The organism is Methylobacterium sp. E-016 (genome assembly GCF_022829745.1).
Taxonomy (GTDB): domain Bacteria; phylum Pseudomonadota; class Alphaproteobacteria; order Rhizobiales; family Beijerinckiaceae; genus Methylobacterium.
In genome coordinates, this window is the sequence record NZ_JAKSYF010000118.1 from 39573 (window position 1) to 63594 (window position 24022).

Here is a 24022-nt window from a genome sequence, read left to right on the forward strand (position 1 = left end):
GCGCCGGCCGCCAGATTAAGCCCCGGGCTTCCCCGAGCCCCGGATCCGCAGGAAACGCCCGGCGCGCCCGACCCTCCGGTCGGCGGCCGGCCAAAGCCAAGACTGTCACGGCCTCATGGTTCGCCCGATGTCGCGCCCCGGCAGCAGGACGCCGCAGAGCTCCGTTCTCGACCGCCTCCTGCTGGGCAGCGCGGTCGAGCCGCAGGGCCGCCCGGCCCAGCTGCAACGCCTGCGCGAGGCCGTGCGCCGCGACCTCGAGGCGCTGTTCAACACGCGCCCCCTCTGCCGGTCATGGTCCCGGACCTTGCGCGAGCTGAATCTCTCGATCCTGGCCTACGGCCTGCCCGACCTGCACAGCAGGACGATCATCACCGACACCCAGCGCGACGAGCTGCGCCGGGAGGTGGAGGCAGTGATCCGCCGCTTCGAGCCGCGCCTGCGCGGGGCCACCGCGGAATTCGTCTCGGCCGCCAATCCCCTCGACCGCTCCCTGCGCTTCCGCATCCACGGCAGCCTGATCCTTGAAGCGGGCAGCGAAGCCGTAGTCTACGACACGCAGATCGATCCCGCGTCGCGGGAGATCCGCATCGCTGCGGCCGAGCGCGACAAGGAGGCGTGAGCGCCCAATGAACGATGCCTTCCTGGCGCATTACAACGACGAACTGGCGAGCATCCGGGCAGCGGCGGCCGAGTTCGCGGCCGAGCACCCCCGCATCGCCGGACGGCTGCGGATCTCCGAGGACGCGATCGAGGATCCGTTCGTCGAGCGTCTGATCGAGAGCTTTGCCTATCTCACCGCCCGCGTGCGGCAGAAGCTCGACGACGACTTCCCGGAACTGACCGACGCGCTCCTGGGCATCCTCTACCCGCACTACCAGCGCCCGATCCCGTCCATGGCGATCGTTCAGATGGAGGCGCCGCAGGACCTGCCCGAGCCCGACAGCGTGCCCGCCGGCACTCTGCTCGACACCGAGGCGGTCGACGACGAGCGCTGCCGGTTCCGCACGGCCTACCCGGTCGTGGTCCACCCGGTGCGCCTGCGCGAGGCGGTGCTCGTCCGGCGGCCCTTCAAGGCCCCCTCGGTGCCGGGATCGGGCCAGGCGCTGTCCTGCCTGCGCCTGACCCTCGAATCGACGATGCCGGAACTCGGCATCGCGCAGGCGGCGCCCCCGGTCCTGCGCTTCTTCCTGCGGGGCCAGCCGGCCCTCAGCTACGGCCTCTACGAGGCCCTGCTCAACGACGCGGTGGCGGTGGCGTTCGCGGATGACGGGCCCGATGCCGTCGCCCAGGCGGCGGGTCCGGACTGCCTGTCGGCGGTGGGCTTCGAGCCGGACGAGGGCCTGCTGCCCTATCCGGACACCGCGCACATCGCCTACCGACTGCTCACCGAGTTCTTCGTCTGCCCGGAGAAGTTCCTGTTCGTCGACCTGCGGCTGCCCGCGCGGCTGCCGGCGGGCCGGCGGCTCGACGTGTTCGTCTACCTGCGCCAATCCACGCCGGAACTCGAGCGCCTCGTCGGCGCCGAGGCCTTCGCCCTGCACTGCACGCCGGTCGTCAACCTGTTCCCCCAGCGGGCGGAGCCCATCGCCCTCAACCAGACCACGACCGATTGCCGGGTGGTGCCGGACAGCCGGCGGGGGCGGGCCCTGGAGATCTACGCCGTCGATGAGGCCCGGATCCTCGGCAGCGACGGCCAGCAGCGCGAAGCTCTGCCCTTTTACGCGATCCGGCACGCCGACCTCGACACGGTCGGGATCCGGGGCGGCGAGGCGACCGCCTGGTGGCTGTCCCGGCGCGAGCCGGGTGGGCCGAGCAACCCCGGCAGCGAGACCTTCCTGTCCCTGGTCGACCTGGTGCGGACGCCCGCTGCCCCCGCTGACGAGATCCTGGCGGTTGACGCGACCTGCCTGAACCGGGATCTGCCGAGCCGCCTCCCCTTCGGCGGGGGCCATCCGCACCTCACCTTCCTCGATCCCCGCCCCGGCGTGGCGCGCGTGCGCGCGCTGACCGCGCCGACGCCGACCCTGCGGCCGGCCTTCCGGGGGGGCGGCCACTGGCAGCTCGTCTCGCATCTGGGCCTCAACCACCTCTCCCTCAGCGGCCCGGACGGGCTCGCCGCGTTGCGCGAGATCCTGCTGCTGTACGACCTGCGGCAATCGGCCGAGACGCGCGCGCTGATCGACGGCATCGTGGGCCTAAGCGCCGCTCCGGGCACCGCCCGCATCCGCGGGCGCGGGGGCAGCGCGATCTGCCGCGGCCTCGACATCACCGTCACCCTCGACCTCGCGCGATTCTCGGGCAACGGCGCATTCCTGATGGCGAGCGTGCTCGAACGCTTCTTCGGTCTGTACGTCTCCGTGAACGCCTTCACCCGTCTCACCGCGGCCCTGTCGGGACGCACGGAAACCCTGCGCACATGGCCCGCCCGGTCCGGCGATCGCGTCCTGCTCTGATCGAGCACCTGTTCGCGCACCCGCGCGCCTTCGCACTCTTCCAGGCGATCCGCCTGATCGAGAGGGCGGAGGTGACGGCGGCGCGCGCAGACGGCCGGGAGCCGCCCGACCCGGTCGGTCGCGGCACCGATCCCCGCCGGGCCGCCGTCCAGGTCCGCGCGACCGTGGCGCCGGCCTTCGCGGCCTCCGAGATCACCGTGCTGGCGCGCGGCGAGCGCGGACCGCCGCAGCTCACCCAAACGGTCATCGGACTCACAGGCGCCACCGGCGTGCTGCCGCACGCCTTCAGCGAGATCGTGCAGGCGAACCTGCGCGAGCGCGAGTTCGGCCTGCGCGCCTTTCTCGACCTGTTCAACACCCGGGCCGCCGGCCTGCTCTACGACGCCTGGGCCAAGCACCGGCTGGTGATCGAGCACGAGCGCAGCGGCCTCTCCGGAACCCGCACCCCGATCGACCAGATCCTCCGGGCGATCGTCGGCCTCGGCTCACCGGGCCTGCGCGGCCGGATGGCCGTGCCGGATGCAACGCCGACGCATTTCGGCGGGCTCCTCGGCGACCGGGTCCGCTCGGCGCGCGCCGTCGACCAGATCCTGTCCGGAGCGCTGGGCTATCCCATCCGCGTCGAGCAGTTTTATGGCGTCTGGCTGCCGATCGCGGCGGCCGACCAGACCCGGATGCCCTCCGTCGAGCGGCCGCAGGGAAGCTTCTGCCGCCTCGGCAGCGAGGCCGTGGCCGGCGAGCGGGTCTGGGACGCCCAGTCCAGCGTCTGCCTGGTGATCGGCCCGCTCGCCTACCGTGATTTCCTCGCCTTCCTGCCCGGCGGACCGATGGCCCGCTACCTCGTCGATCTGGCGACCTTCACCCTCGGCCCCGAGGTCGCGATCCACACCCGCGTCGTGCTGCGGCCCGACGCGGTTCCGCCCATGCGGATCGGCCACGACCCCGCGGCGACGCCGGACGGGCGCCTCGGGCTCAACACGTGGCTGGGCTGGGACGGAAGCCGGACCCAGCCGGGCGAGGTCGACCTGCGGCCGGCGTCGCCCCTAAATTGACGCGCCCGAGCCCGGGCCCGGCCCCGACATGGTTCAGACGATGGTGAAGGTGACGCGATGATGAACTGGAACGACGGATACGTGTCGGACATCGCCTACGAAGGCGGTGTGTACCGTGAGCAGATGCCGATCCACCTCGACGTTGCCTGCCTCGTGGCCGGATACGACAGGCCGGTGCGGGCCGGCGAACCGTTCACCTACTGCGAACTTGGCTGCGGGCTGGGGGACACGGCCATGGCGGTGGGAGCCGCCAACAGCCAAGCCCAGGTCTGGGGCTTCGATTTCAACCCCGCCCACGTTGCGCGCGGCCGGAGCGTCGTCGCGCGGACCGGGCTCGCCAACGTCACCCTGGACGAGCGCGCGTTCGAGGAACTCGCCGACGGGGCCGTCGCCGATCTGCCGCGCTTCGACTACGTGACGCTGCACGGGGTCTGGAGCTGGGTCAGCCCCGCCAACCGGGGGCACATCGTCGCCTTCCTGCGCAGGTATCTCAAGCCGGGCGGCCTCGTCAGCGTCAGCTACAACGCCCTGCCGGGCTGGTCGGGCTCCCTCGCCCTCCAGCACCTCCTCTACGAGGGGGCCCGGCGGACCGGCGGAAGCAGCGACCAGCGATTCCGCGAAGCCTTGGAGCTGGTGCGGCGGGTCGCCGGCGTCGGCGAAACAGCCATAGACCCGAAGCTCGTTCAGATTCTCGAGGATCTGATCAAGAAAGAGAAATTCGCCTACCTGTCGCACGAGTACCTGAACGAGTTCTGGCGCCCGAGCTTCTTTGCGGAGGTCACGTCGGCGATGGCGGGGGCGAAGGTCGACTACGTGGCATCCGCCAACCTGCTGGAGAACTTCCCGCAGGTCTGCATGAAGCCCGAGCAGAAGGATCTCGTCGAGGCGCTCTCCCCCGACCTGCGCCAGACCGTCCAGGACTATTTCTGCCCACGGACCTTCCGGCGCGACATCTTCATCCGCGGGCCGCGGCGCCTGGCCGAACCGGCACGGCGGGCGCGCCTGCGCGAGCAGCGGCTGACGCTCGCGGGATGGGACGGCGAGATCGGCCGCGAGATCGACGTGCCGGTCGGCAAGGCCACCCTGAACGAGGAATTCTACGCCCCGGCTCTCCAGTCCCTGGCCCGGGGCGACAGCACCGTGGCGGAGCTGTCCGAGGCGGCGGAGCCGGGGACCGCCCCAGTTCCGGAGGAGATCCTGGGCATGCTCGTGGGTGGACGCCTCGCCTACGTCGCCCGCGCGCGACCCGACCCGGCCGCGATGGCCCGGCTGCGATCCTACAACCTCGCGCGCCTAGAGCAGTTCCTGGTCGACGCGCAGCACACTGGCTGGATTGCGGGCGGCACCGTGGGCATCGTGATCCGGCTGGAACTCCTGCCGATGCTGATCTATCAGGTCCTCGCGGATTCGCCCGATCCCGACGCGCCGATGGATCTTCCGGCCCTCGTCGCGGGCGTGGAGGAGTGCCTCCGGCGCAACAACCTGATCCTGCGTCCCAAGGAATCCGACCGGACGCTGGATCTCGACGCCGAAATCGCCGAGTTGCTGGCCAAGACCGTCCCGATCTGGCGCCGCGCCGGCGCGCTCTAGGACGCGGGCCACGGAAGGTCCCATCGATGATGATGGCCCGTCGATGAGCGGGGAGGACCCGGTCTTCGCCGAGGCCGGCTGCCGGCCCACCGCACGCCTGGCCGCCTCCCGTCACGCCTGCGTCCACGGCGTGACGCGCGACGGCCGGTCCGCCGTGCTCAAGTGCGCGACCCCCGAGACGATGGCCGACCCCGTCGGGCGGGCACGCTTCGCGCGCGAGGGCCGGGTCGGGCTCGGGCTCCGCCATCCCGGCCTCGTCGCGACCCTGGCGGCCGGGCCGGCGTGGATTCTCCTCAACGACCTCCGGGGGGGATCCGGAAGGCCTTGCGCCTCGCTGGCGGACCGCGTCCCGGCGGGCGGCGGCCCGGCGGACATCCTCGCGGGGCTCGCCACCGTCGCGGAGGGGCTCGCCCACATGCATGCGCGGGGGCTCGTCCACCTGGACGTGAAGCCCGGCAACGTCCTGTCCGCTCCGGATGGCCGCTTCGTGCTGATCGACCTCGGGGCCGTCGGCGTGCCGGGCGACGTGCTCGGCGCGGGAGAAACGATCGGCTCGCCGGCCTGGATGGCGCCCGAGCAGATCGCCGGGGCGGCGCCGGCGCCGTCCGCGGATTCCTGGTCCTTCGCCGCCGTCTTGGGGTTCGTCCTGGGCGGGGCGGCGCCCTACGCCGGTACGGCGGACGAGGTCCTGCGGCGGCGGCGCGCGGGCGAAGGCCCCGGATCGGATTTCCAGCGCGGCTGGCGGGCCCGCGCCCCGGCCGCGCTCGCGCCCCTCGTGGCGGCGGGGATGGCGGATGCGGCCGGGCGGCGCCCTGCCCTCGGGGCCTACGCGACGGTGCTCGCGGGCTTCGCCGAAGGGGCGGCGGCCGAGCGCAACGACCGGGCCGGATAGCCCCCGCCCGGACGCGGCGCCGGACGGAGCGCCGGCTACTTCGACGTCGCGGCGTAGACTCCCGCCCAGTCCGGCGGAGGGGGCGTCTCGGCGAACGCGTCGGCCCGGTCTTGGTAGAGTTGATAGAGGCCGTCGATCCGCAGCCCCTCGGCGAGGGCGCGGCACGCGCCCGCCGCGGCGCGCGTCTCCTCCCAGCGCTTGTCGCGATAGGCTGCGATCATGCCCGCGTGCCGCTCCGCGAGGGCGGCGAAGCGCGCGGAGCGCCGGAAGGCCTCGTCCCCTACCAGCGTGGAGATCGTCTCGGGTTCGGTCTTGCCCTTGACCTGGATCAGGTCGATCTCGAGCACCGGGTAGAGGGCGGACACGGCCTGCGCGGTGGCGGCGCCGAGTACGATCTTGACGCCGTAGAACTTCGACTGGCCTTCGAGGCGCGAGGCGATGTTCACGGGGTCGCCGAGCAGCGAATAGTCGAAGCGCAGGTCGGACCCCATGTTGCCCACGACGCAGAGGCCGGTGTTGATGCCGATGCCGACCTCGATGGGCAGGACCGGATGGTCGCCGGCCTCCGCCTCCGCCCGGCGTAGGACGTTCAGCGCGTCCATGCGCGCGAGCATGTCGAGGGCGGCGGCCGCCGCGTTGCGCTCGTGCTCCGCGTCGGTCAGCGGCGCGTTCCAGAACGCCATGATGGCGTCGCCCATGTACTTGTCGATGGTGCCGCGTCGGTCGAGGATCGCGTTCGTGAGAGGCGTCAGGAAGCGGTTCATGAGGGCGGTGAGCCCGGCCGGGTCGGTCTTGTAGAATTCCGAGATGGTCGTGAATCCGCGTACGTCCGAGAACATGATCGTGAGGCGCCGCTCTTCGCCGCCGAGGCGCAGCTTCTCCGGGGCCTGGGCGAGTTGCTCCACGAGGGCGGGCGATAGGTAGCGCCCGAAGGCCGACCGGATCTGGGCGCGGCCGGCCTGCTCGCGGAAGTAGTTGGTGAAGACGACGGTGAGGTAGACGAGGAAGGTCGTCGCCAGCGGGAAGGTCGAGTCGAGCAGCAGGCTCTGCGCCGAGAAGGCGAACCAGGAGGCGTAGGCGAGGCCGGCGGCCACGAGGATCCCGAGCACGAGCAGGTTGAGCGCCCCGAGGATCGGCGCGAACACGATAATCCCGAGGGAGACCACCGCCGCGACCGCGATCTCGATGATAATCGCGGCGTTCGGGACCACGAGCAGGGTGCCCTGGAGCAGGTTCTCCAGGAGTTGCGCATGGACCTCGACCCCGGGCAGCGAGGGGTCAATGGGCGTGGTCCGGTTGTCGAGGAGGCCGACCGCGGAGGTGCCCACGAGGACGACCCGGTTGCGCACCCGCTCGGGCGGGAAGCTCTCGTCCAGGATCGTGTAGGCCGGAATGTACAGGCTTTGGTCGTGCCGGCCGAAGCGGACCCAGATCTGACCGCGTGGGTCCGTGGGCACGGTGACGTCCGGCAGGCGCAGGGAGACGACGCCGGTCGCGTCGGTGCGGATCAGGATGCTGTCGGCCTGCGTCAGCACACGCATCACGTCGAGGCTCAGGGTGGGCACCACGGTGCCGCCCGCGCGCAGCACCATCGGCACACGCCGCACCACGCCGTCGCGTTCGGGGCTAATGGTGAAGACGCCCCGCCCCGTTGCCGCCTCCTCAATCACGGGGATGTTCCGGATAAGCCCGGGAAAGCTCATCAGCGCGGCGGCGGGGTCGAAATCGCTCCCGACCACGGCCATCCCGGTCTGGGGCGGCGGCCCCTGTCCGGCCCAGGCCACCGGCTCGGCGGAAGCGGTCTGCCCGAGCACCACGCGTCCGGCCCGGATCGCCTCGGCGAAGGTGGCGTCGCTGCCGGGTTGCGCCCGCAGGTCCGCGCGGGCGGCGTCGCTGAGCTTCGGCAGGGTGTCGGCGAGCATCGGCGGGGACAGTCGGTCGGGCTCGGAGAACATGACGTCGAAGGCGATCACGGCCGCCCCGGCCTCGGTGAGCCTTCGGCAGAGTTCGGCCATCCGCTCGCGCGACCACGGCCATTGCCCAAGCGCCTTCAGGCTGGCCTCGTCGATATCCACGATGGCGACCGGGCGCTCGGCGGGCGGGGGGAGGGGCGCGAGCGCCTGGAAGGCGTCGAACACCCGCAGGCGCAGGGCCTCCACGGGCGGCGGATCGGCCACCCGCAGGGCGAGCAGCAGCAGCAGGAGGCCCGTGGCGATGGCACGCCCGGAGCCGATCCGCCGGCCCAGGCGCCGGAGGACGCCGCCGCCCCCGGGCGCCCGGGGGGGGCGGAGACGCCGTGGTGGCATCGCGGCCATCAGAACGCGTAGCGCGCGGACACGCCACCGTGAATGGTGTTGCCGATGGGCTGGGCCCCAAGGGTTCCGAGGACGAACGCGTCCAGCGCCAGTTCCTGGTTCACCCGGTAGCTCGCCCGGACGCTGTACTCGGCCCAGGTCGCGTTGCCGACCGGCGTGGCGACCGGCAGGTCCCCGAATGCGGCCCTCAGGCCGCTCGCGGTGCAGAAGCCCTGCGCGACGCCGAGGCCGAACTGGGTCTCGATCTTCGCACCGAAGAGGTGGGTCCACTGGCCGCCGACCTTGGCGATGTTGATGCTGTCGGTCCCGCCGCGGCTGACGAGCGGGTAGGGGTTGAGCGCCGAGACCGTCTCGGAGTAGGCGCCGACATACTGCCAGCCCCGCGCGATCTCGGCCGAGGCCGCGATCTCGTCCTGCGGCGACAGGCGGGCGACGTAGCCCACGCGCCCGAAGAGGGAGGCGCTCGTCGTCGAGGTCCGGCCGACGCCCACCCCGGCCAGGTTCCCGAAGGTGTAGGGCCGGCTGTAGGTCGTCGGCTGCCCCGGCGAGACGAGGCCGCCGACGTCGACGAAGGGCCGAGCCGGACCGAGATTGGCCGGGTCGTAGCGCAGGAGACCCGCGAAGATCGGCGCGACGGGGACCTGGACCCGGCCGCTGTCGTAGCCCGTCAGCGAGAAGCCGCCGATGGCGATCAGGTCCTCCGTGATGGCGCGGCGGCCCTGCGCGCCGATGCTGTACGATCCGGCCATGCCGAACCCGCTGAAGCAGTCGCCGCAGCTCACCTGCTGCGTGGCGCCGGTGAGCACGCTGCCGATGACCCGCTGGGTCACGAACGCCCCGATCCGGTCCCGTGCGAGGTCCCGCGCCGAGGCGATCGCGCTGGTCAGGTCCGGGGAGGGATTCCGCGGGTTAATCTGGGTGTCGCCGAACTGCAGGAAGGACGTGTTCCCGGAATAGAGCACCGAGGGCTGCTGGCCCTGCACCGGAGCGGTGTAGACGATGGTGGTGAACTGCCCGGTCAGGCCCCCGGAGGCGGTCAGGATCGGCAGGCGCAGGGGCGTCGTATAGGCCATCGGACCGGGCGAGATCTGTAGGATACCCCCCGGCGCGATCGTCGCGGTGGCCGTCGTCGCCAGGTGGCTCGCGGCCGTGGGCGAGGTGTTGACCGCGAGGGCGGAGCCCGCGGCGAACGTCACCGCGCCTTCCGCGGTCAGGGTACCGTAGGGGACGGCCGGGTTGCCCGGCGCCACGATGGCGCCCGACTGGGCGAGGATGCCGCCGACGCGGCCGATCCCGCTCAGCACCGCGCCCGGCGCGGCGGTCACGAGCGGCGAGGCGGCGATCGAGCCGTCCACCTGCAGCGTGCCCTGCGCGATCCGCGTGAGGCCTGTGTAGCTGTTGTCGGCGAGGAGCACGAGGGTGCCGGAGCCCGCCTTCTCGATAATGCCGGGCCCCGCGATCCGCCCGCTGATGGCGACCGTGCCCGGGCCGGAATCGATCGTCGGGTCCTCGCGCCCCGTGAAGCGGATCGCGTTCGCCAGCGTGTAGCCGCTGCCGATGAACGCGAGGCGGGTCGCCTCGTCCATGAGCAGGACCCCGGTGCCGATGGCGTTCGGGTTGGTGATCGCCAGCGTGCCCTTGGTGATCAGCGTGTCACCCGTATAGGTGCCGAGCCCCGCCAGGGTCAGCGTGCCCGTGCCGACCTTGGTCAAGCCGATGGGCGAGACCCCGTCCGCGAGGGCGCCCGCGAACGTCGTCGTGCCCTCGCCGCCGACGGAGAGGCGCACGGCCGCCGCGCCGTTGTTCGTGACGGTGCCCGCCCCCGCCAGCGAGGCGATCCGATGGTCGAAGCCGGCCAGGTCGAGGGTCGCGCCGTTGGCCAGCGTGAAGGCGGAGGCGGCCGAGAGGGCGCCGCCCGCTCCATCCACGAGCGTCCCGGCGAGGATCCAGGTGGGGCCGGAATAGGCGTTCGTTCCCGTCAGGACCTGCGTGCCGCCGGCCAGCGTCAGGCCGCCCGTGCCGATGATGGTGCCGCCGAACGTGCCCGCCGCGTTGGTCAGCGTGAGGGTATTGGCGCCGAGCTGGACGCTGCCGGCCTGCCCGGGCGCGCCGTCGGCGAGGCACGTGATCGCGGCGCCGCCGTTGCTTAGGCCGGCGATCGAGAAGCTGGAGCCTGCGGCAAGGGCCAGACCGCTGGACCCCGCCAGCGAGCCCGTGCCGGCCAGGGCCAGGGTGCCGGCCTGCACCAGGGTCGGACCCGTGTAGCTGCCGGACCCCGACAGCGTCAGCGTGCCCGCACCCGCCTTGGTCAAGCCGAGCGCGCCCCCGCCCGGACCGTCCTGGAGGGTTCCGCCGTAGCCGCCCGCCGTCACCGTCAGCGTCGCCGCCGCGGCCGCGCCGTTCTGGATCACCCCGCCCGCGCCCGCCGCGAGCGTGCCCAGGCTCAGCGCGTTGCCCGCCAGGCTCACCGTGCCGGCGTTGGTCAGCTGCGTCACCCCCGCCAGCGGACCCGTCAGCGTGAAGCGCGCCCCCGCCGCGTTCGTGACCGCCCCGTCGATGCGGCCCTGCGCCGTCACCACCGCCGCGTTGGAGACCGGGCTGGTCACCACGCTGCCCGCCCCCAGGACGAGGCTGCCCCCGGTGACGCTCGCGCCCCCGGCCAGGGTGCCCGTGCTGGTGCTCGTGCCGGCGCCGTTGGTCAGGAGGCCGCCCACCGTGCCGGTGTTCACGAAGCTGCCGCCGTTGGCGACCGCCCCCGCGATCGTGCCGGCGTTGCTGGCCGTGCCCGCGTTGGCGAGCCCCCCGACAGGGTCCCGGCATTCGTGAAGGCGGCGCCCGCCAGCGTGGTGACGGACCCCGCCAGCGAGCCCGTGCCGGCCAGGGCCAGGGTGCCGGCCTGCACCAGGGTCGGACCCGTGTAGCTGCCGGACCCCGACAGCGTCAGCGTGCCCGCCTTGGTCAAGCCACCGCTTCCGGTCAATGGTCCGCTGGCGGCCACCGTCACGCCGGCATCCGTCAGGACGGACCCGCCGGCGGCGCCCAGGGTGATGGTTCGCGCCGTGGCGAACGACTGGGTCGCCCGGAGCGTGCCGTCATCGAGGAGGACGCCCCCGGCGGCCGCGCCGAGACTGGCATCCGCCGCGATCGCGAGCGTCCCGCCCAACACCTGCCAGGGCGTGACCGCACCCGTGGTACCCGTCAGCTGCCACGTGCTCGCGTCGGTCTTCTGGAAGACGCCGAAGCCCTGGTACTGGGTACCGATGCCGGAGACGTCGAAACTGCCGTTCGCCGTCCCGCCGAGGCCGAGGCGGTCGGCGGCGCTGAAGGCCACGACGTTGCCGCTGATGACGGAGGTCGCGTACAGGGTCGGGCTGTTGAGGCCGCCGGTGAAGGTGATCGCATTCCCCGTCCCGCCGGGCACCACCACGCGCAGGGCGGGCGGGGGAGCGACCGTGCCCGCGCTGATGCTGCCGGACGTGACGATGGCGAGGTCGGCGCCAACCACGGCAGTCCCGCCGCGGCCACCGAAGGCGCCGGTACCACCGGCGATCGCGCCCGCGTTGAAGAGTGTCCCGCCGGACGGCGCGTAGACGCCGACCCCACCGTCGCCGCCCGCATTCCCGGCGCCCCCGGCACCACCGAGGATGCTGCCCGTGGCGGCGTTTGTGACGCTGCCCCGTTCGGCCAGGAGGAGGCCGATGCCCCCCACGCCGCCGAAGCCGGACGCGCCGAAGGGTCCGGCCGCGCTGTCGACGGCGCCGCTCGCGCCCACGCCGCCCACCCCGCCAAAGCCGCTCGCACCAGCGGCGCCCTGGCCGCCCGCGATGATCCCTGCATTGGTGAACACGCCCGCTCCGGTGAGCTGCAGGCCGGTCCCGCCCGCGCCACCGCTGCCGCCCGCGCCGCCGGCTCCGCCGGGGCCGCCGTCCCCACCGCTGATCTGACCGTCGCCGCCCGTGCCGCCCACACCGCCCGCGCCGCCGTTTCCACCGTCCCCGCCCCGGATCGTCCCGGCATTGCCGGAGGCGCCCCCGCCGATCAGCTGGAGGCCGATCCCGCCGGTGCCGCCCAAGCCCCCCCGGCCGCCCGTCCCGCCGGTGCCGCCCGCGCTCGCGCTCCCCTGGGGCGAACCGCCCGTGCCGCCGGCGCCGCCCGCGCCACCGAGGCCGCCCACGATCGTCCCGGTGTTGCCGAAGGCCGTCCCGCCGGTGATGTGCAGCCCGTCGCCGCCCGCGGCGGCGTCCGCGCCCGTCGCGCCCGCAACGCCCGCGACCCCGGGCTCGCCGGGTGGCGCTTCGGTACCGAAGTCGCTCGTGGCTACCGTACCGCCCGTGCCGCCCGCACCGCCCCGGCCGCCGGTGATCGTTCCGCTGTTGGCGACGGCGCCGGCGCCGGCGATGTCGGCCCCGGTTCCGCCCCGCCCGCCCGGATAGCCGGTGCCGGTGTCGCCCGCCGGACCGTCCCGGCCCGCGCCACCCGCGATCGCCCCGGCATTGGTCAGGGTCTTGCCCGCCAGCGCGGAGACGCCGGCCCCGCCGTCGCCGCCACGAATTCCCCCGGGGCCGCTGCCTCCTCTGGCTTGGCCGCCGACGACGCTGCCCGCTGCGCTGTTCGCGAAGGTCCCGGCCCTGCCCAGGACCGCACCAGTCCCGCCGGTGCCGCCGAGGCCGAACGCGCCGAGGGGGCCGTCGGCGCCGGCCGCGCCCCCGGTGGAGCCGCTCGCGCCGGTCCCACCCAAACCGCCGGCCCCGCTGGGGCCCTGCGCACCGCCGGCGCCGCCTGTGCCGCCCGCGACGGCGCCCGTGTTGGTGAATGTCCCCGCCGCGTCCAGCTGCGCGCCGACGCCGCCGAGGCCGCCGTCGCCGCCCGTGCCCCCGGCCCCGCCCGTGCCGCCGGTGCCGCCCGGGCCCGTGTTGGTGCAGTCGAAGCCCAGTCCGCCCGGTCCACCCCGGCCGCCGGTGCCGCCGGTGCCGCCCAGGCCGCCCTGGATTGCATCGGTGTTGCCGCCGCCGACGGTCCGCAGGCCCGTCCCGCCCGTGCCACCCAGGCCGCCGGCGCCGCCGCTCCCCCCGGGACCACCCGGGAACGAGAACGCCCCGTCGCCGCCGTCGATGCCCGCGCCGCCGATCCCGCCGGTCCCGCCGAGGCCGCCCGCCTCACCGGCGACGGGCTGATTGTTGGCGACCGGCGCGCCCGGGACGTCCCGGCCCGTGGCGCCCGTCCCGCCCGTCCCGCCGGCGCCGCCCGTCCCGCCGGCGCCGCCCGTGCCGCTGACGCCGCCCGGCAGGCCCGGCGCGCCGGACGCGCCGACCGACCACGCTGCCCGGTTGGTCACCAGGCACGCGAGCACAGCACTGCAGACGAAGACCGTCGTGAGCAGCGAGTTGCGCTTACGGTGACTCATGCACGCTCGATCCCTGCACGCCCGGCCCCGATCGCCGCGAGCGGCCGGGCGAGCCCGACGGCCCGGCCCGGGCGCATCGGCGGGCGAGCCCCGCCCCCGGGGACGGCCCGGCCGGACCGGTCGCCCGATGATCCCGAATAAGAGCAGAATTCGCTTGCGCTGTCCGGGATTTGCCCGTGGATCTCCGCCGAAAGCCGGTTGCTGTGGGAAGCACGCCACATTCGGATGCACGCACGGCCGAACCCACCACCGAATCCGGCCTTGCGTCGACGTCCGGGCGCCGTTTCGGATATGCAGGCGGCGTCCTCGCGACCGTGAGTCCGTCCCCGCGGTGGACGGGTCCGGAAGGCGGGCGAATGGCGACCATCGGGCTGAGCATAATCGTCCGGGACGAGGCCCACGTCGTGCTGCGCTGCCTCGAGAGCGCGAGCGACCTGATCGACGCCGCCGTCGTGGTCGACACCGGATCACGCGACGGAACGCCGGACCTCGTGCGGACCTGGCTCGCGCGGCACGGCATACCGGGCTGCGTGATCACGGAGCCCTGGCGCGACTTCGCGCACAACCGGTCGTCGGCCCTGGCGGCCCTGCGGCGGCGGCCCGGCATCGACTACACCTTGGTGCTCGATGCCGACGACCGCCTCGTCCGCGATGCGGGCTTCGACCCGGCCGCCTTCAAGGCGGCCCTGGCGGCGGACGTCGACGACGTCGAGATCCGGCACGGCGGGACCGTCTACCGGCGCCTGCAGCTCTTCGCGAACCGCCTGGATTTTCGCTACCGGTCGGTGCTGCACGAATACCTCACGGTTCCCGACTCGGCCCGGACACGCGCCTTCGCGGCGGGCCTCGCCGTCCATTACGGCGGGGACGGCGCCCGCTCACGCGACCCGGAGACGTACGCGCGCGACGCAGCCCTGCTGGAGGCCGCGCTGGTGGAGGAGGCCGATCCCGGCCTGCGCGCGCTACACGTTCTACCTCGCGCAGAGCTATCTGGATTGCGGCCAGGACGGACCCGCGATCGACGCCTATCTCCGGCGCGCGGACCTCGGTCACTGGGACCAGGAGGTGTTCGAGTGCCTGCTCAATGCCGGCCTGCTGATGGCGGGGCAGGGGGCACCGACGGAGGCGGTGCTCGCGCTGTTCGAGCGCGCGACAGCGGCGGTGCCGGAGCGCGTCGAGGCCCTCCACGCCGCCGCCCGCGTCTGCCGTGAGCGCGGCGCGCACGCACTCGGCCTCGCGGCGGCGGAGCGCGGCCTCGGCCTGCCCCGGCCGGAGGCGGGGCTGTTCTTGCGTCCCTGGGTCTACGAGACTGGGCTCGTCGACGACTACGCGGTCAACGCCTACTGGACGGGCCGGGACATCGACTGCCTCGTGGCCTGCGCACTCCTGCTGGCACGCCTGGATCTCGAGGCGGACATGCGCCGGCGGGTCAGCGCGAACCGGGACTTCGCCCTCCGGCGCCTCGGCGCGCAGGCGTCGCCCTGGCTGGACAGGCTGGTGGGGGGCGCCCCCCGGGTCGCCGTGGTGACGCCCTATCGCGGGCAGTCGCGGGAGACGCTCCGGCGCTGCATCGGCTCCGTCGGGCGCCAGACCATCGCGGCGGATCACATCCTTGGTCCCCGAGGGCCCGCCGCAGGGCTGGCTCGACCCTGCGGGCGTCCGGCACCTCGCGCTCGGCCCCGGGGGCGCGGGCGGCGCCGGGCCGGCGCGGGCCGTCGGCGGGCTGCTGGCGGCCTCGGCGGGCTACGCCGCGATCGGCTTCCTCGATGCCGAATGCTGGTACGACGACGACCACGTGGAACGCTGCCTCACGGCGGCCCTCGCGGTCGGGCTCGACCGCTGCGGCGGCGTTTCGGCCGCGCGCCGGTTCCGGCGCCCCGACCTGTCGGCGATGCCGCTGCGGGACGAGGACCCGGCCGCGTTCGTCGATGCGAGCTGCTACCTCTTCCTGCCCGCCGGGTTCGGCTTGATCGGGCGCTGGGCCCTGATCCCGACGGCTCTCGCCCCCGTCGGCGACCGCCTCTTCTTCCTCGGCGCCCGGGCGAGCGGCCTCGTCACCGGCCGGACCCGGTGCGCGAGCGTAAACGCCGTCGCCGCCTACGCCGTCGCCTACGCGGCCCTCGGCGAGGTGCCCCCGCCGACGCTCGGGCGCTGCCCGACCACGCCGCCCACCGGGCCTGGGTCGAGGCCCTCCCGCCCGAGGCCGTCGAGAGCCTGCGTGGGCAGCTCGGAGTCGACGTCCGGGACCTCTTCCCGCGGGGCGGCTGATCCCCGCTCGCATCACCCGGGCAGGGCTTGCGCCGCCGGGACCAACTCTTCCAGGGCGCCGGTGGGAGTCTTCTCGGCTTCGCCCAAATTGCAACACCTGCACGAAATGCAGGGGTCGCCATTGAACGCCGGGGCCGTGCGCTTAAGATCGTGGGCCGAACTGTGGAACGCCCCGCGATGAGATTCGCCAAACAGGCCTGCACGCATGGGCTCGCGGCCGCGGCGATGCTCGCCGTTCCCGGTGCGGTGGCCGCGCAGGGCATCGGCAAGACGATCGTCGTGCAGAACGACGTCTCCCGCCTGAAGGGGAACCAGCGCAGCGCCCTGACCACGGGCGAATCCGTCTTCAAGGAAGAGGCGGTGCAGACGGGCGCCGACAGCGTCGCCAAGATCGTCTTCCTGGACCAGACCAATCTCTCGATCGGGCCCAACGCGCGGGTGTCGCTCAACCAGTACGTCTATTCGGAGGATCGCCCAGCCGGCAAGGTCGCCCTCAACCTCCTGAAGGGCACCTACCGCTTCGTCACGGGCGACCTTGAGAAGAAGTCCTACCAGATCAACACGCCGGTCGCGACGATCGGCGTCCGCGGCACGACGTTCGACGTCTCGACGACCGGTGTGCGCAGCGTCGTGACGCTGCTCGAAGGCGAGGTTCGCGTCTGTACCCGGTCCGGGAAGGAATGCGCGGTGCTGAACCAATCCGGCTCGGTGGCCATCGTGACCACGTCCGGCATCACCACGGGCACCACGCCGGGCGGATCGCAGATTCAGCTCGGCTTTTCCGGTCTGTGCGCAGCGAGCCCGGCCCTGTGCACGCCGACGCGGCTCGCCGATGGCGGCGCGGTGGCGGCGCCGGGCGCCGTCGCCGCCTTGTGTGGCCGTTGACCCGCGCCATCCGGTGATCCCGCTCGCATCGACCGTATGTGACGCGAGGCCGGGGGCCGCCGCGATCGCGGCGAATCCCTCGAACCGGTGAGGCCCGATGCCGCCCCTGCTCACGCCCGTCCCGGTCGGGACATTCGTGCTGCTGATGCTCGCGATGGAGTTGAAGCACTACGCCGCCGATTTCGTGCTCCAGACGAACTGGATGGCACGGGGCAAGGATTGCATCGGCGGCTGGCATAAGCCGCTCGCCGCCCATGCCGGGCTGCACGGGCTCGCCACCCTCGGCCTCGCGCTCCTCGTCGCGCCGGCCCTCTGGTGGCTCGGGCTCGTCGACTTCGTGGTCCACGGGTCGATCGACCGGGCCAAGGCACTGGCCAGCCAGCACCTCCAGCTGCCCGTCACCGACGCGCGCTTCTGGTGGCTGATGGGCTTCGACCAGCTGCTGCACCAGATCACCAACGTCTTCCTGGTCGCGATGCTCGCCCTCGCCTGAGGGCGGCGCCTCAGGTGCCGTTCGGGCTTGCCGATACGGCGTCCGCCGGGGTGGTCCGGCGCACCACGATGCAGGCGATGTCATCGAACTGCTCCGCCTCCCCGGCGAAGGCCTCGACGGCCGCCACGATCGCCTCGGCGGCATCCCCGTCCTGCCCCCGGATCAGGCCGAGGGTCTCGACGAGCCGATCCTGGCCGAACTCCTCGCCCCCGACGTCGTTGGCCTCGATCACGCCGTCCGTGCACAGGACGAGGCGGTCGCCCTCCGCCAGGTGCGTGCGGCGCTCCACGTAGGCGGCATCCTCGATGACCGCGAGCGGCAGCTCGTTCCCGCTCAGCACCGTACAGGTCCCGTCCGCGTGCTGGATGGTCGGCCAGACATGGCCGGCATTGCAATAGCGCATCTCGCCGGTCCCGAGATGGAGCTGCACTACGAGAAAAGTCGCGAACATGCCCTCCCGGTTCGCCGAGGTGATCAGCACGTTGGCCCGCGTCAGGGACGCTCCGAGGTCCGCGCCGTCGTCGAGAACGAGGCGCATCACCATCTGGCAGACGGTCGCGAACAGCGAGGCCGGGACACCCTTGCCCGACACGTCGCCGATCGTGACGATCAGCCGATCGGGCGCAACGAGGCGCGCGTCGAAGAAGTCGCCGCCGACGTGGCGCGCGGGCTTGATCCGGGCGTCGAGGCGCAGGCGCGGGTCGGTCGGCAGCGGAAAGGGCAGGAGGGCATTCTGGATCGCCGCGGCGCTCGCCATCTCCTCGCGCTGGCGCCGCTGCTCCCGGATGAACTGCGCCATCCTGCCGAACGCGCCCGCGAAGTTCGTGAGTTCCGGGGGCGGGTTGAGCAGCGCCTCGACGATACCGGGGTCGCCGTGCTGCGCGTCCAGCGCCGAGAGCGCGTCCGCGTAGGTGGCGATCGCCTGGTTGAAGGCGTTGAGCCTGGCGCCGAGCTGCTGGATCACGCGCAGAGGCACCTCCGGCGCATCGTGGCAGAGGCGCAGCATCGCCGCGCGCTCGATGCGCAGGGCGCGCACCGGCGTCTTGGCCATCAGCGTCGCCGAGCGCGGAAGTTGCGCGTAGACGCCGACGTCGCCCAGGAGCTGGACGCCCGACAGCTCGGACAGGGTCGCGATCCCGAAATCGGTCTGCGCCACGACGGCGACGGTGCCCTCGATGAGGACGAGGGCGCAATCACTGGCGTCACCCTGGCGCACCAGCGGCTCGTCGGTCCCGAAGGCGACGACCCGGCTGCCGCCGACGAGGACGGCGAGCACCGCTTCGTCGAGCTGCGCGAAGGTCGGGTGCGTCCGGACGAGCGCCGCCAGGGCGGTCGAATTTGAGGAGGGCGTCCGGGTCGTGTTCATGATGTCCTTCCGCGCTGCGCCGTCCTGCATCGAACTCCTGTCCGGTTCGGTCGGCGGCCGTCAAGGCGCGAGCCCGCGATTGGCCCCGCGCATGGATCCGGCGCGCGGCCGGCGCCCCGCCGGTCCGCGTACGCGTGCGGTCCGACACGGCGACGGGGCGGCGGCCGGCCCGCGCTCCGGGTTTGGGTGCCGGGCCGCACGCATGCACGGGGCGAACGGACTTACGCCTTGTGACACCGGGGCGGCGCAGTGCTTGGCCCGGCCTGAAGGGGTCCGATCCGTGCCACGCCCTGCCTACCTTACCCAAGTGCTGTGTATCGGTCCCACGAACGTCAAGGTGACCTGGGACGACGGCTCGTCCTCCTGTGTGGAACTCGCCGGCTGGATCGCCGGCGGCGGACCCGAGCGCGCGCCCCTCAAGCAGCCCCGGCGCTTCGCCGCGGTGGAGGTCAGCCCGGACGGGACCGGGCTGACCTGGGGCCCTCTGCACATCGCAGCGGCCCACCTCTGGTGCATCGCCGCCGAGCAGCGCGCCTTCAGCCGGGCGGACCTCGTGGCCTGGCAGGCCGCGATCGCCCTCTCCAACCAGGAAGCGGCCGAGTTCCTCGGCATCTCCCTGAGCGCCTGGAACGCCTACAAGGCGGGCACCAACCCGGTCCCGGCGCCCGTGGGCATCGTCTGCCGGGCGGCCCTGCGCGACCCGATCCTGTGCCAGGCCCGCCACAGGCCTCGGAAGCGCGGACGACCGCGCAAAGCCGATGCGGCAGCCCTGCGCTAGCACGACCTCGGCCCTTCGATATCGAAGGGCGGTTTGAAGCGACAGGCGACCGAGGATGACCTGCCGCACGGCGGGCAGATCGCGCGGCCTGCGCGTGATCCGTCGACGGGGCGATCGGCAGGAGCCTGCAGATCGACTCGACCCCGCAGAGGCACGATGATCGTCGTGGAAGGCGATCATGACCGGAACTGAATCGATCCGGGTTTCCCGGGGCGGTTCACTCGGACGGTTACACGCGCATTTGGTTTGCCCTGCCCAAATCCGGCATGCCTAACGTCCTCCATCGAATGGTTTGAACGGCGAAGGATCTGACCCGTTGAGCGCAGACGACACGACGGCGGAAGTGGGCCTGCCACACTTTTTCCGACGACGTCAGGCTTGCCCCGCGGGGAGGCCTTCGAGCGATGGCGTACCCTCCTGGCGCCGATGTACGAGGTCAGTCCGACAACGCGATCCGCCCCGCTGCCTTTCGGCACCAACATCGCGTACCAGCTCAGCGACCTCGTCACCCACCGCACGCTGCTCTCGACGCAGCGGCTCCAGCGCGATCGCCGACGCGAGCCCCGACCACTACATGGTCCAACTCTACCGATTCGGCCGCTTCCAGGGTACCGTCGGGGGCAAACCGGTCTCGGCCTCGCGTGGCACCGTGACCTTCATCGGCCGCCGCCATCTGCTCGATGGCATGATCGACCGAGCTGATGCGATCGGCATCGCCGTTCCCTGCGACCACCTCCAGGGGTTGCCGCTGGAGGCGCACGGCCTGCTGTTCGATGGGGCCCGCAACCGGCTCCTGGCCGCGCGCATCTTGGACATCTACCAACGATTGCCGACCACGCGCGCCACCGAAGCCTCGGCTGTCGCCGATGAGTTCGTTGCCTTCCTGCATCGCCTGCTCGACAACTCAAAAGCCTCGGACCTACTGGACGGCCGCGAACTCGATAGTGGCCTGATGGCCCTAGCCAGGATGATCGTGCAAGCGAACCTGTCGCGACCCGATCTTTCGTCGGAGTTCATCGCCGGGCAGATGCTGCTCTCACGCTCCACCCTCTACCGACTATTCGAGCCGGAGGGGGGCGTGATGCACTTCGTGCAAACCGAGCGCCTGAAGGCGGTGCGCGATGCGCTCGCCGATCCCATGGAGACGCGTACCCTCGGCCGGTTGGCCGAGATCTTCGGCTTCAGCAGCCTCTCGCAGCTCAGCCGCAGCTTCCGAAACCGCTACGGTGCCCCGCCCCAGGCCTGGCGTGGCGCGTGTCGGTTGGCCCAGCGAACCGGCGGTCAAGGGACGGTGCAGCACGTCTGGAACTGGTTGCGCGAGACCTGATGACCCATGCGGCGGATCCCCCCATGCTTCGGAGGACCGGACCTGCTCGGCCAACGCTTCAGCAATCGCTTCGGGTCGCTCGCACGATCCCGGTGGACCCGGTACCGGGGCGTCCGGGGCCTCGGGTCGTGCGCGCGCCAGTTGAGATCACTCCGCCGCGGGATCCGAGGCTCGCATGAAACCGCCCCCCGAACCGGTTTGTGAGACGCTCAGCCAAACCTTTCGCGAACCGCCGGAGCCGCTCACCCTGTGCAATTTCAAGCAGGAATGATAGCGACTTGGTGAGTGACCAAGTGAAACAGCAGAACCGCCCAACCTCGTGAAAGCTTTCGGCCAATCGACGAGCCGTGTCGTCGTTTTTTCCTGTCGAATGACGATAACATCGGTCGAACTATCGTTCCAACTACGGCGATGGGTGCGAACCGTCGGGCGATCGTCGATCGCGTCAACAGCAATCGGGGAAACTCTCTTGTCTCGGCCCTTGAGAGACGCCCAACCATCGAAGCCATTGGTGTCACGCACACGGTCCACGTGACGCGTCGGCAAATTCGCTCGCACCGCTGACGTTCATGGCAGGTGTTCGCCTGCCATGAACCGTGGTCGCCGCCCCACTGGCGGCTGTGACGGCGTGCATGTCGTCTGGAGGTATCTGCGCGTGGTCTTACACGGCCCGATCGACGGATGCCCGGTCGAGGCAACACGCGAGCGTTCCCGGGAACACGGACGTATGACGCGGACAGGATCATCTCCACCAAACCCAATGCGACGAAGCGATATATTCCATCTGAAAGGGTCAATTTTTTGTCGCATCACATCAGCGTGACAAACATCTCATGCATCGGCTCAACAAATCTGCTCGTGACATGGGACGACAATTCCTCTTCCTGCGTGGAATTGTCGGGTTGGATCGCCTTCGGCGGTACGAATCTCACGCCACTCAAGCACCCTCGGCCTTCGCCGCGGCGCAAGTCAGCGCAGACGGAGCCGGTTTGGTTTGGGGGGAAGTGCGGATCGACGCGGCACAACTTTGGTACATCGCGGCGGAGCAACGCGCTTTCAGTCAAGCCGAACTGACCGCCTGGCAAGCAAAAACCGGTCTCTCGAACCAAGAGGCGGCCGAATTCCTCGGCATCTCCCTGAGCGCCTGGAATACCTACAAGGCGGGCACCAATCCGGTGCCCGCACCAGTCGCAATGGTTTGCCGGGCGGCATTGCGCGATCCGATACTGTATCAAGCGCGTTACAAAACAAAAACACGCGGTCGGCCGCGCAAGTGGGACGGACATCTGCGTGACGATAGAATTCCCGACTCCCGAACAGGAACTGGAGATCACAGCGACGCGGGCAGCGCGATAGCTTTTTGTTGAAAGCTTAAGCTCTACTCAGATTTAGCAGTCCGCACATGAAATATGCGACCCATAAGATGATATCATCAATATTTACGCAGATAGATTTACGCATAATGGCCGACAATTCAAAAACCTAAATTGCAGGCGCGACCATCAAGATAGCCCCTCTAGCACGTCCGATCTCGACGTAAAGCAAGCCGACGACTGGATGTGCGCGGAGTTCGCGTCCGGCCGAGAGCCGTCAATTCGCGCAAGCTTTTACACTCTTGTGATGCAAAGGAAATGACCGTGATCTCGAATGAAGAATCTATGAATAAACATAAGGAGATAATGGGCAATATCGTCGACAGGGAAGCACACCAACTGCAGGAAAGGCTCGTCGCCGAGGTTCAAAAAGTCGCAGCAACGATCGATAGAGCAAGAGTGATTGGATCCGCGGACGGGTGGAAGTCGAAATCCGGCGGCCTGAAGAACGCAAACAAGAAATTCGGTTGAAATTGGCTTAATATCAAATACATGGCCCGCTGCACGCTCGTGGTCGATTCGCAGAAGGATTACGATCTCGCGCTTATCAGGCTGAAACTGTATTTCGTAGCCAGCAACGGATTCACCGTCATCGAAGAAAAAACACGAACTGCCGATAAAGACGAGGGTGGATACACGGGATCGACAATATTCGTCTCATCGTGATGCAATAAAGGAGACCCAGGTTAACACTCCTGCCATGATGTATGCCAAATCTCTCCCGGAGTTTCGCCAGGCATTGGGTACCGAGCTGGAAAATGATCTGAAGGCCAAATACCACCTCGTCCCCGGCGGGCTCGGCCATCTAATCTATGAGCGATTTCGCGACTGCAAAATACTCCGGTCGGCCAGTCATGCATGTCCGCCAGCAAGCACTACTATAATTATTTTCGTTCTAGCTCGCCCAGTTTGATACTGGGCTGGAAAGCGAAGGCAGCTTTATTGGATCTGCACTTGATCTATCACGAACACTGAAGCGCTCCCTGCGGCTGTGACCTCGGCCGACAAGGCCGGGGCCATCCCCCTGGCGAGGATCATGGCTGCGGTCAGGACAGGGAAGGCGAGCCGAGAGGACGAGGTGGGCATCCTTCCACCACCGAGTCGATCCAACGCCCGATCGAAGCCGGGTTGCGGGAGGCCGACGATGCTTGGCGGCTCCAGCACCGCTCCATGCAGATCGGGGGCATGGTCGGCCTCACACTGGTCTGCCTGACCAGACTCGCACGGCAATTCCACCGCAGGCCGTCCGGCCGATGGCCGCTCCAGATCCACCCGGAGTGTCCGCCCCATCGATGGACACGACCTAGGCCGCGCGTCCGATCCATTCACGGTCGACCAGCGAGCGGGCCTGGGCAAGGCGCTCGGACACGCCCGCCCGCGAAAGGCGCAGGGACCCGCGGATGCACCGTGCTCCACGGCGGCAAGCCCCGCGGCAGATGTCGCCACGCACGTCCCGTCCGCAGCACGTCGGGGATGTCGTCGAAAGTGGCGCGCAGGGGACGACGCCACGGCGGCAAGCACCGCCCAATCGGAATTGCCGAGGATGGTCGCGTAAGGCAGGCGCTCGCGCGCGTTCGGGGCGCGGGCGACGGGCGTGCGAATCGGAGTTCCTGGCTGAGTGTCGGACACTCCCGCAACAGCCATGATGCCCGTCGCTCACCAACAATTAAGCTGTTCTGCATGTTATGAGGCGGGGTGCGAGAAACCCCGACTGGCGCCCCTGGAATCAACCTCACGCCGTCCTTTCCACCAACCCGAGCCCTCGAAACTTGGCGAACAGCCGCCTCGATGTGGTCAGCTCACTTCAGCCACGATACATGTAGACT

General features: G+C 70.9%; 17 protein-coding genes and 1 pseudogene. 13 read left to right on the forward strand and 5 right to left on the reverse strand.

The window, feature by feature from the left end; genetic code table 11:
- The first annotated feature begins 127 nt into the window (after nucleotides 1–127).
- From tssE to MKK68_RS15795, 5 genes are read left to right on the forward strand one after another with little or no spacing between them, the layout of a single operon-like run.
- Nucleotides 128–619 (forward strand): type VI secretion system baseplate subunit TssE, encoded by a 492-nt coding sequence (tssE, locus tag MKK68_RS15775; protein ID WP_244031180.1) that lies wholly within the window; start codon nucleotides 128–130, stop codon nucleotides 617–619.
- A gap of 7 nt (nucleotides 620–626) precedes the next feature.
- A complete protein-coding gene (gene tssF / locus MKK68_RS15780) occupies nucleotides 627–2453 on the forward strand; it encodes a type VI secretion system baseplate subunit TssF (protein WP_244031187.1) in 1827 nt (608 codons plus the stop codon).
- The gene (tssG, locus tag MKK68_RS15785) at nucleotides 2417–3505 is read left to right on the forward strand and encodes a type VI secretion system baseplate subunit TssG (protein WP_244031189.1); all 1089 of its coding nucleotides are present in this window, start codon (nucleotides 2417–2419) and stop codon (nucleotides 3503–3505) included. The genes tssF and tssG overlap by 37 nt, the downstream gene beginning before the upstream one ends.
- A 57-nt stretch (nucleotides 3506–3562) precedes the next feature.
- Complete coding sequence (locus MKK68_RS15790; protein ID WP_244031191.1) at nucleotides 3563–5095, forward strand: class I SAM-dependent methyltransferase; 1533 nt, start codon at nucleotides 3563–3565, stop codon at nucleotides 5093–5095.
- 43 nt (nucleotides 5096–5138) lie between these two features.
- Nucleotides 5139–5987, forward strand: coding sequence for a protein kinase domain-containing protein (locus tag MKK68_RS15795; protein ID WP_244031193.1), 849 nt, complete (start codon nucleotides 5139–5141; stop codon nucleotides 5985–5987).
- 35 nt (nucleotides 5988–6022) lie between these two features.
- Here MKK68_RS15795 and MKK68_RS15800 read toward each other — a convergent pair whose 3' ends face one another.
- Genes MKK68_RS15800 through MKK68_RS15810 form a run of 3 tightly spaced genes read right to left on the reverse strand, consistent with a single transcriptional unit; the run spans nucleotide 6023 to nucleotide 13706 of the window.
- Nucleotides 6023–8293, reverse strand: a complete 2271-nt coding sequence (locus tag MKK68_RS15800) for a CHASE2 domain-containing protein (RefSeq protein WP_244031202.1) — start codon at nucleotides 8291–8293, stop codon at nucleotides 6023–6025.
- Between the two features lie 8 nt (nucleotides 8294–8301).
- On the reverse strand, nucleotides 8302–11031 hold the full coding sequence (locus tag MKK68_RS15805; RefSeq protein WP_244031212.1) for an autotransporter-associated beta strand repeat-containing protein: 2730 nt from the start codon (nucleotides 11029–11031) through the stop codon (nucleotides 8302–8304).
- Nucleotides 11028–13706: an autotransporter-associated beta strand repeat-containing protein gene (locus MKK68_RS15810; RefSeq protein ID WP_244031214.1), complete on the reverse strand. Its 2679-nt coding sequence runs from the start codon at nucleotides 13704–13706 to the stop codon at nucleotides 11028–11030. Before MKK68_RS15810 ends, MKK68_RS15805 begins: the two co-directional genes overlap by 4 nt.
- A gap of 356 nt (nucleotides 13707–14062) precedes the next feature.
- Here MKK68_RS15810 and MKK68_RS15815 point away from each other — a divergent pair, with 356 nt between their 5' ends.
- From MKK68_RS15815 to MKK68_RS15830, 4 genes are all read left to right on the forward strand, one after another.
- Nucleotides 14063–14917: a glycosyltransferase gene (locus MKK68_RS15815; protein ID WP_244031216.1), complete on the forward strand. Its 855-nt coding sequence runs from the start codon at nucleotides 14063–14065 to the stop codon at nucleotides 14915–14917.
- Nucleotides 14918–15318: 401 nt separating this feature from the next.
- Entirely contained in the window at nucleotides 15319–16155 is an 837-nt protein-coding gene (locus tag MKK68_RS15820; RefSeq protein ID WP_244031224.1) for a hypothetical protein, read from the forward strand.
- Nucleotides 16152–16859: a FecR domain-containing protein gene (locus MKK68_RS15825; protein WP_244031226.1), complete on the forward strand. Its 708-nt coding sequence runs from the start codon at nucleotides 16152–16154 to the stop codon at nucleotides 16857–16859. The genes MKK68_RS15820 and MKK68_RS15825 overlap by 4 nt, the downstream gene beginning before the upstream one ends.
- A gap of 97 nt (nucleotides 16860–16956) precedes the next feature.
- Nucleotides 16957–17352: a DUF3307 domain-containing protein gene (locus MKK68_RS15830; protein ID WP_244031243.1), complete on the forward strand. Its 396-nt coding sequence runs from the start codon at nucleotides 16957–16959 to the stop codon at nucleotides 17350–17352.
- Between the two features lie 10 nt (nucleotides 17353–17362).
- Here MKK68_RS15830 and MKK68_RS15835 read toward each other — a convergent pair whose 3' ends face one another.
- Nucleotides 17363–18718 (reverse strand): PP2C family protein-serine/threonine phosphatase, encoded by a 1356-nt coding sequence (locus MKK68_RS15835; protein ID WP_244031245.1) that lies wholly within the window; start codon nucleotides 18716–18718, stop codon nucleotides 17363–17365.
- Nucleotides 18719–19055: 337 nt separating this feature from the next.
- On the opposite strand from MKK68_RS15835, the gene MKK68_RS15840 reads away from it, so the two are divergent.
- From MKK68_RS15840 to MKK68_RS15855, 4 genes are all read left to right on the forward strand, one after another.
- Nucleotides 19056–19496, forward strand: a complete 441-nt coding sequence (locus MKK68_RS15840; protein WP_244031247.1) for a hypothetical protein — start codon at nucleotides 19056–19058, stop codon at nucleotides 19494–19496.
- A gap of 574 nt (nucleotides 19497–20070) precedes the next feature.
- Nucleotides 20071–20823 (forward strand): helix-turn-helix domain-containing protein, encoded by a 753-nt coding sequence (locus MKK68_RS15845; RefSeq protein ID WP_244031249.1) that lies wholly within the window; start codon nucleotides 20071–20073, stop codon nucleotides 20821–20823.
- Between the two features lie 833 nt (nucleotides 20824–21656).
- On the forward strand, nucleotides 21657–22190 hold the full coding sequence (locus MKK68_RS15850) for a hypothetical protein (RefSeq protein WP_244031252.1): 534 nt from the start codon (nucleotides 21657–21659) through the stop codon (nucleotides 22188–22190).
- Between the two features lie 270 nt (nucleotides 22191–22460).
- Nucleotides 22461–22667, forward strand: a complete 207-nt coding sequence (locus MKK68_RS15855) for a hypothetical protein (RefSeq protein WP_244031254.1) — start codon at nucleotides 22461–22463, stop codon at nucleotides 22665–22667.
- A gap of 835 nt (nucleotides 22668–23502) precedes the next feature.
- Here the strand turns inward: MKK68_RS15855 and MKK68_RS15865 are convergent.
- A pseudogene (locus MKK68_RS15865) lies at nucleotides 23503–23840 on the reverse strand (transposase); the annotation flags it as partial.
- Nucleotides 23841–24022 lie beyond the last annotated feature (182 nt).

Coding starts and splice junctions, on each gene's coding strand:
- MKK68_RS15810 (WP_244031214.1), bottom strand. CDS start 13,706: ATGAGTCACCGTAAGCGCAACTCGCTGCTCACGACGGTCTTCGTCTGC.
- MKK68_RS15790 (WP_244031191.1), top strand. CDS start 3,563: ATGATGAACTGGAACGACGGATACGTGTCGGACATCGCCTACGAAGGC.
- MKK68_RS15815 (WP_244031216.1), top strand. CDS start 14,063: ATGGCGACCATCGGGCTGAGCATAATCGTCCGGGACGAGGCCCACGTC.
- MKK68_RS15795 (WP_244031193.1), top strand. CDS start 5,139: ATGAGCGGGGAGGACCCGGTCTTCGCCGAGGCCGGCTGCCGGCCCACC.
- tssF (WP_244031187.1), top strand. CDS start 627: ATGAACGATGCCTTCCTGGCGCATTACAACGACGAACTGGCGAGCATC.
- MKK68_RS15850 (WP_244031252.1), top strand. CDS start 21,657: ATGCATCGGCTCAACAAATCTGCTCGTGACATGGGACGACAATTCCTC.
- MKK68_RS15825 (WP_244031226.1), top strand. CDS start 16,152: ATGAGATTCGCCAAACAGGCCTGCACGCATGGGCTCGCGGCCGCGGCG.
- MKK68_RS15835 (WP_244031245.1), bottom strand. CDS start 18,718: ATGAACACGACCCGGACGCCCTCCTCAAATTCGACCGCCCTGGCGGCG.
- MKK68_RS15830 (WP_244031243.1), top strand. CDS start 16,957: ATGCCGCCCCTGCTCACGCCCGTCCCGGTCGGGACATTCGTGCTGCTG.
- MKK68_RS15845 (WP_244031249.1), top strand. CDS start 20,071: ATGGTCCAACTCTACCGATTCGGCCGCTTCCAGGGTACCGTCGGGGGC.
- tssE (WP_244031180.1), top strand. CDS start 128: ATGTCGCGCCCCGGCAGCAGGACGCCGCAGAGCTCCGTTCTCGACCGC.
- tssG (WP_244031189.1), top strand. CDS start 2,417: ATGGCCCGCCCGGTCCGGCGATCGCGTCCTGCTCTGATCGAGCACCTG.
- MKK68_RS15800 (WP_244031202.1), bottom strand. CDS start 8,293: ATGCCACCACGGCGTCTCCGCCCCCCCCGGGCGCCCGGGGGCGGCGGC.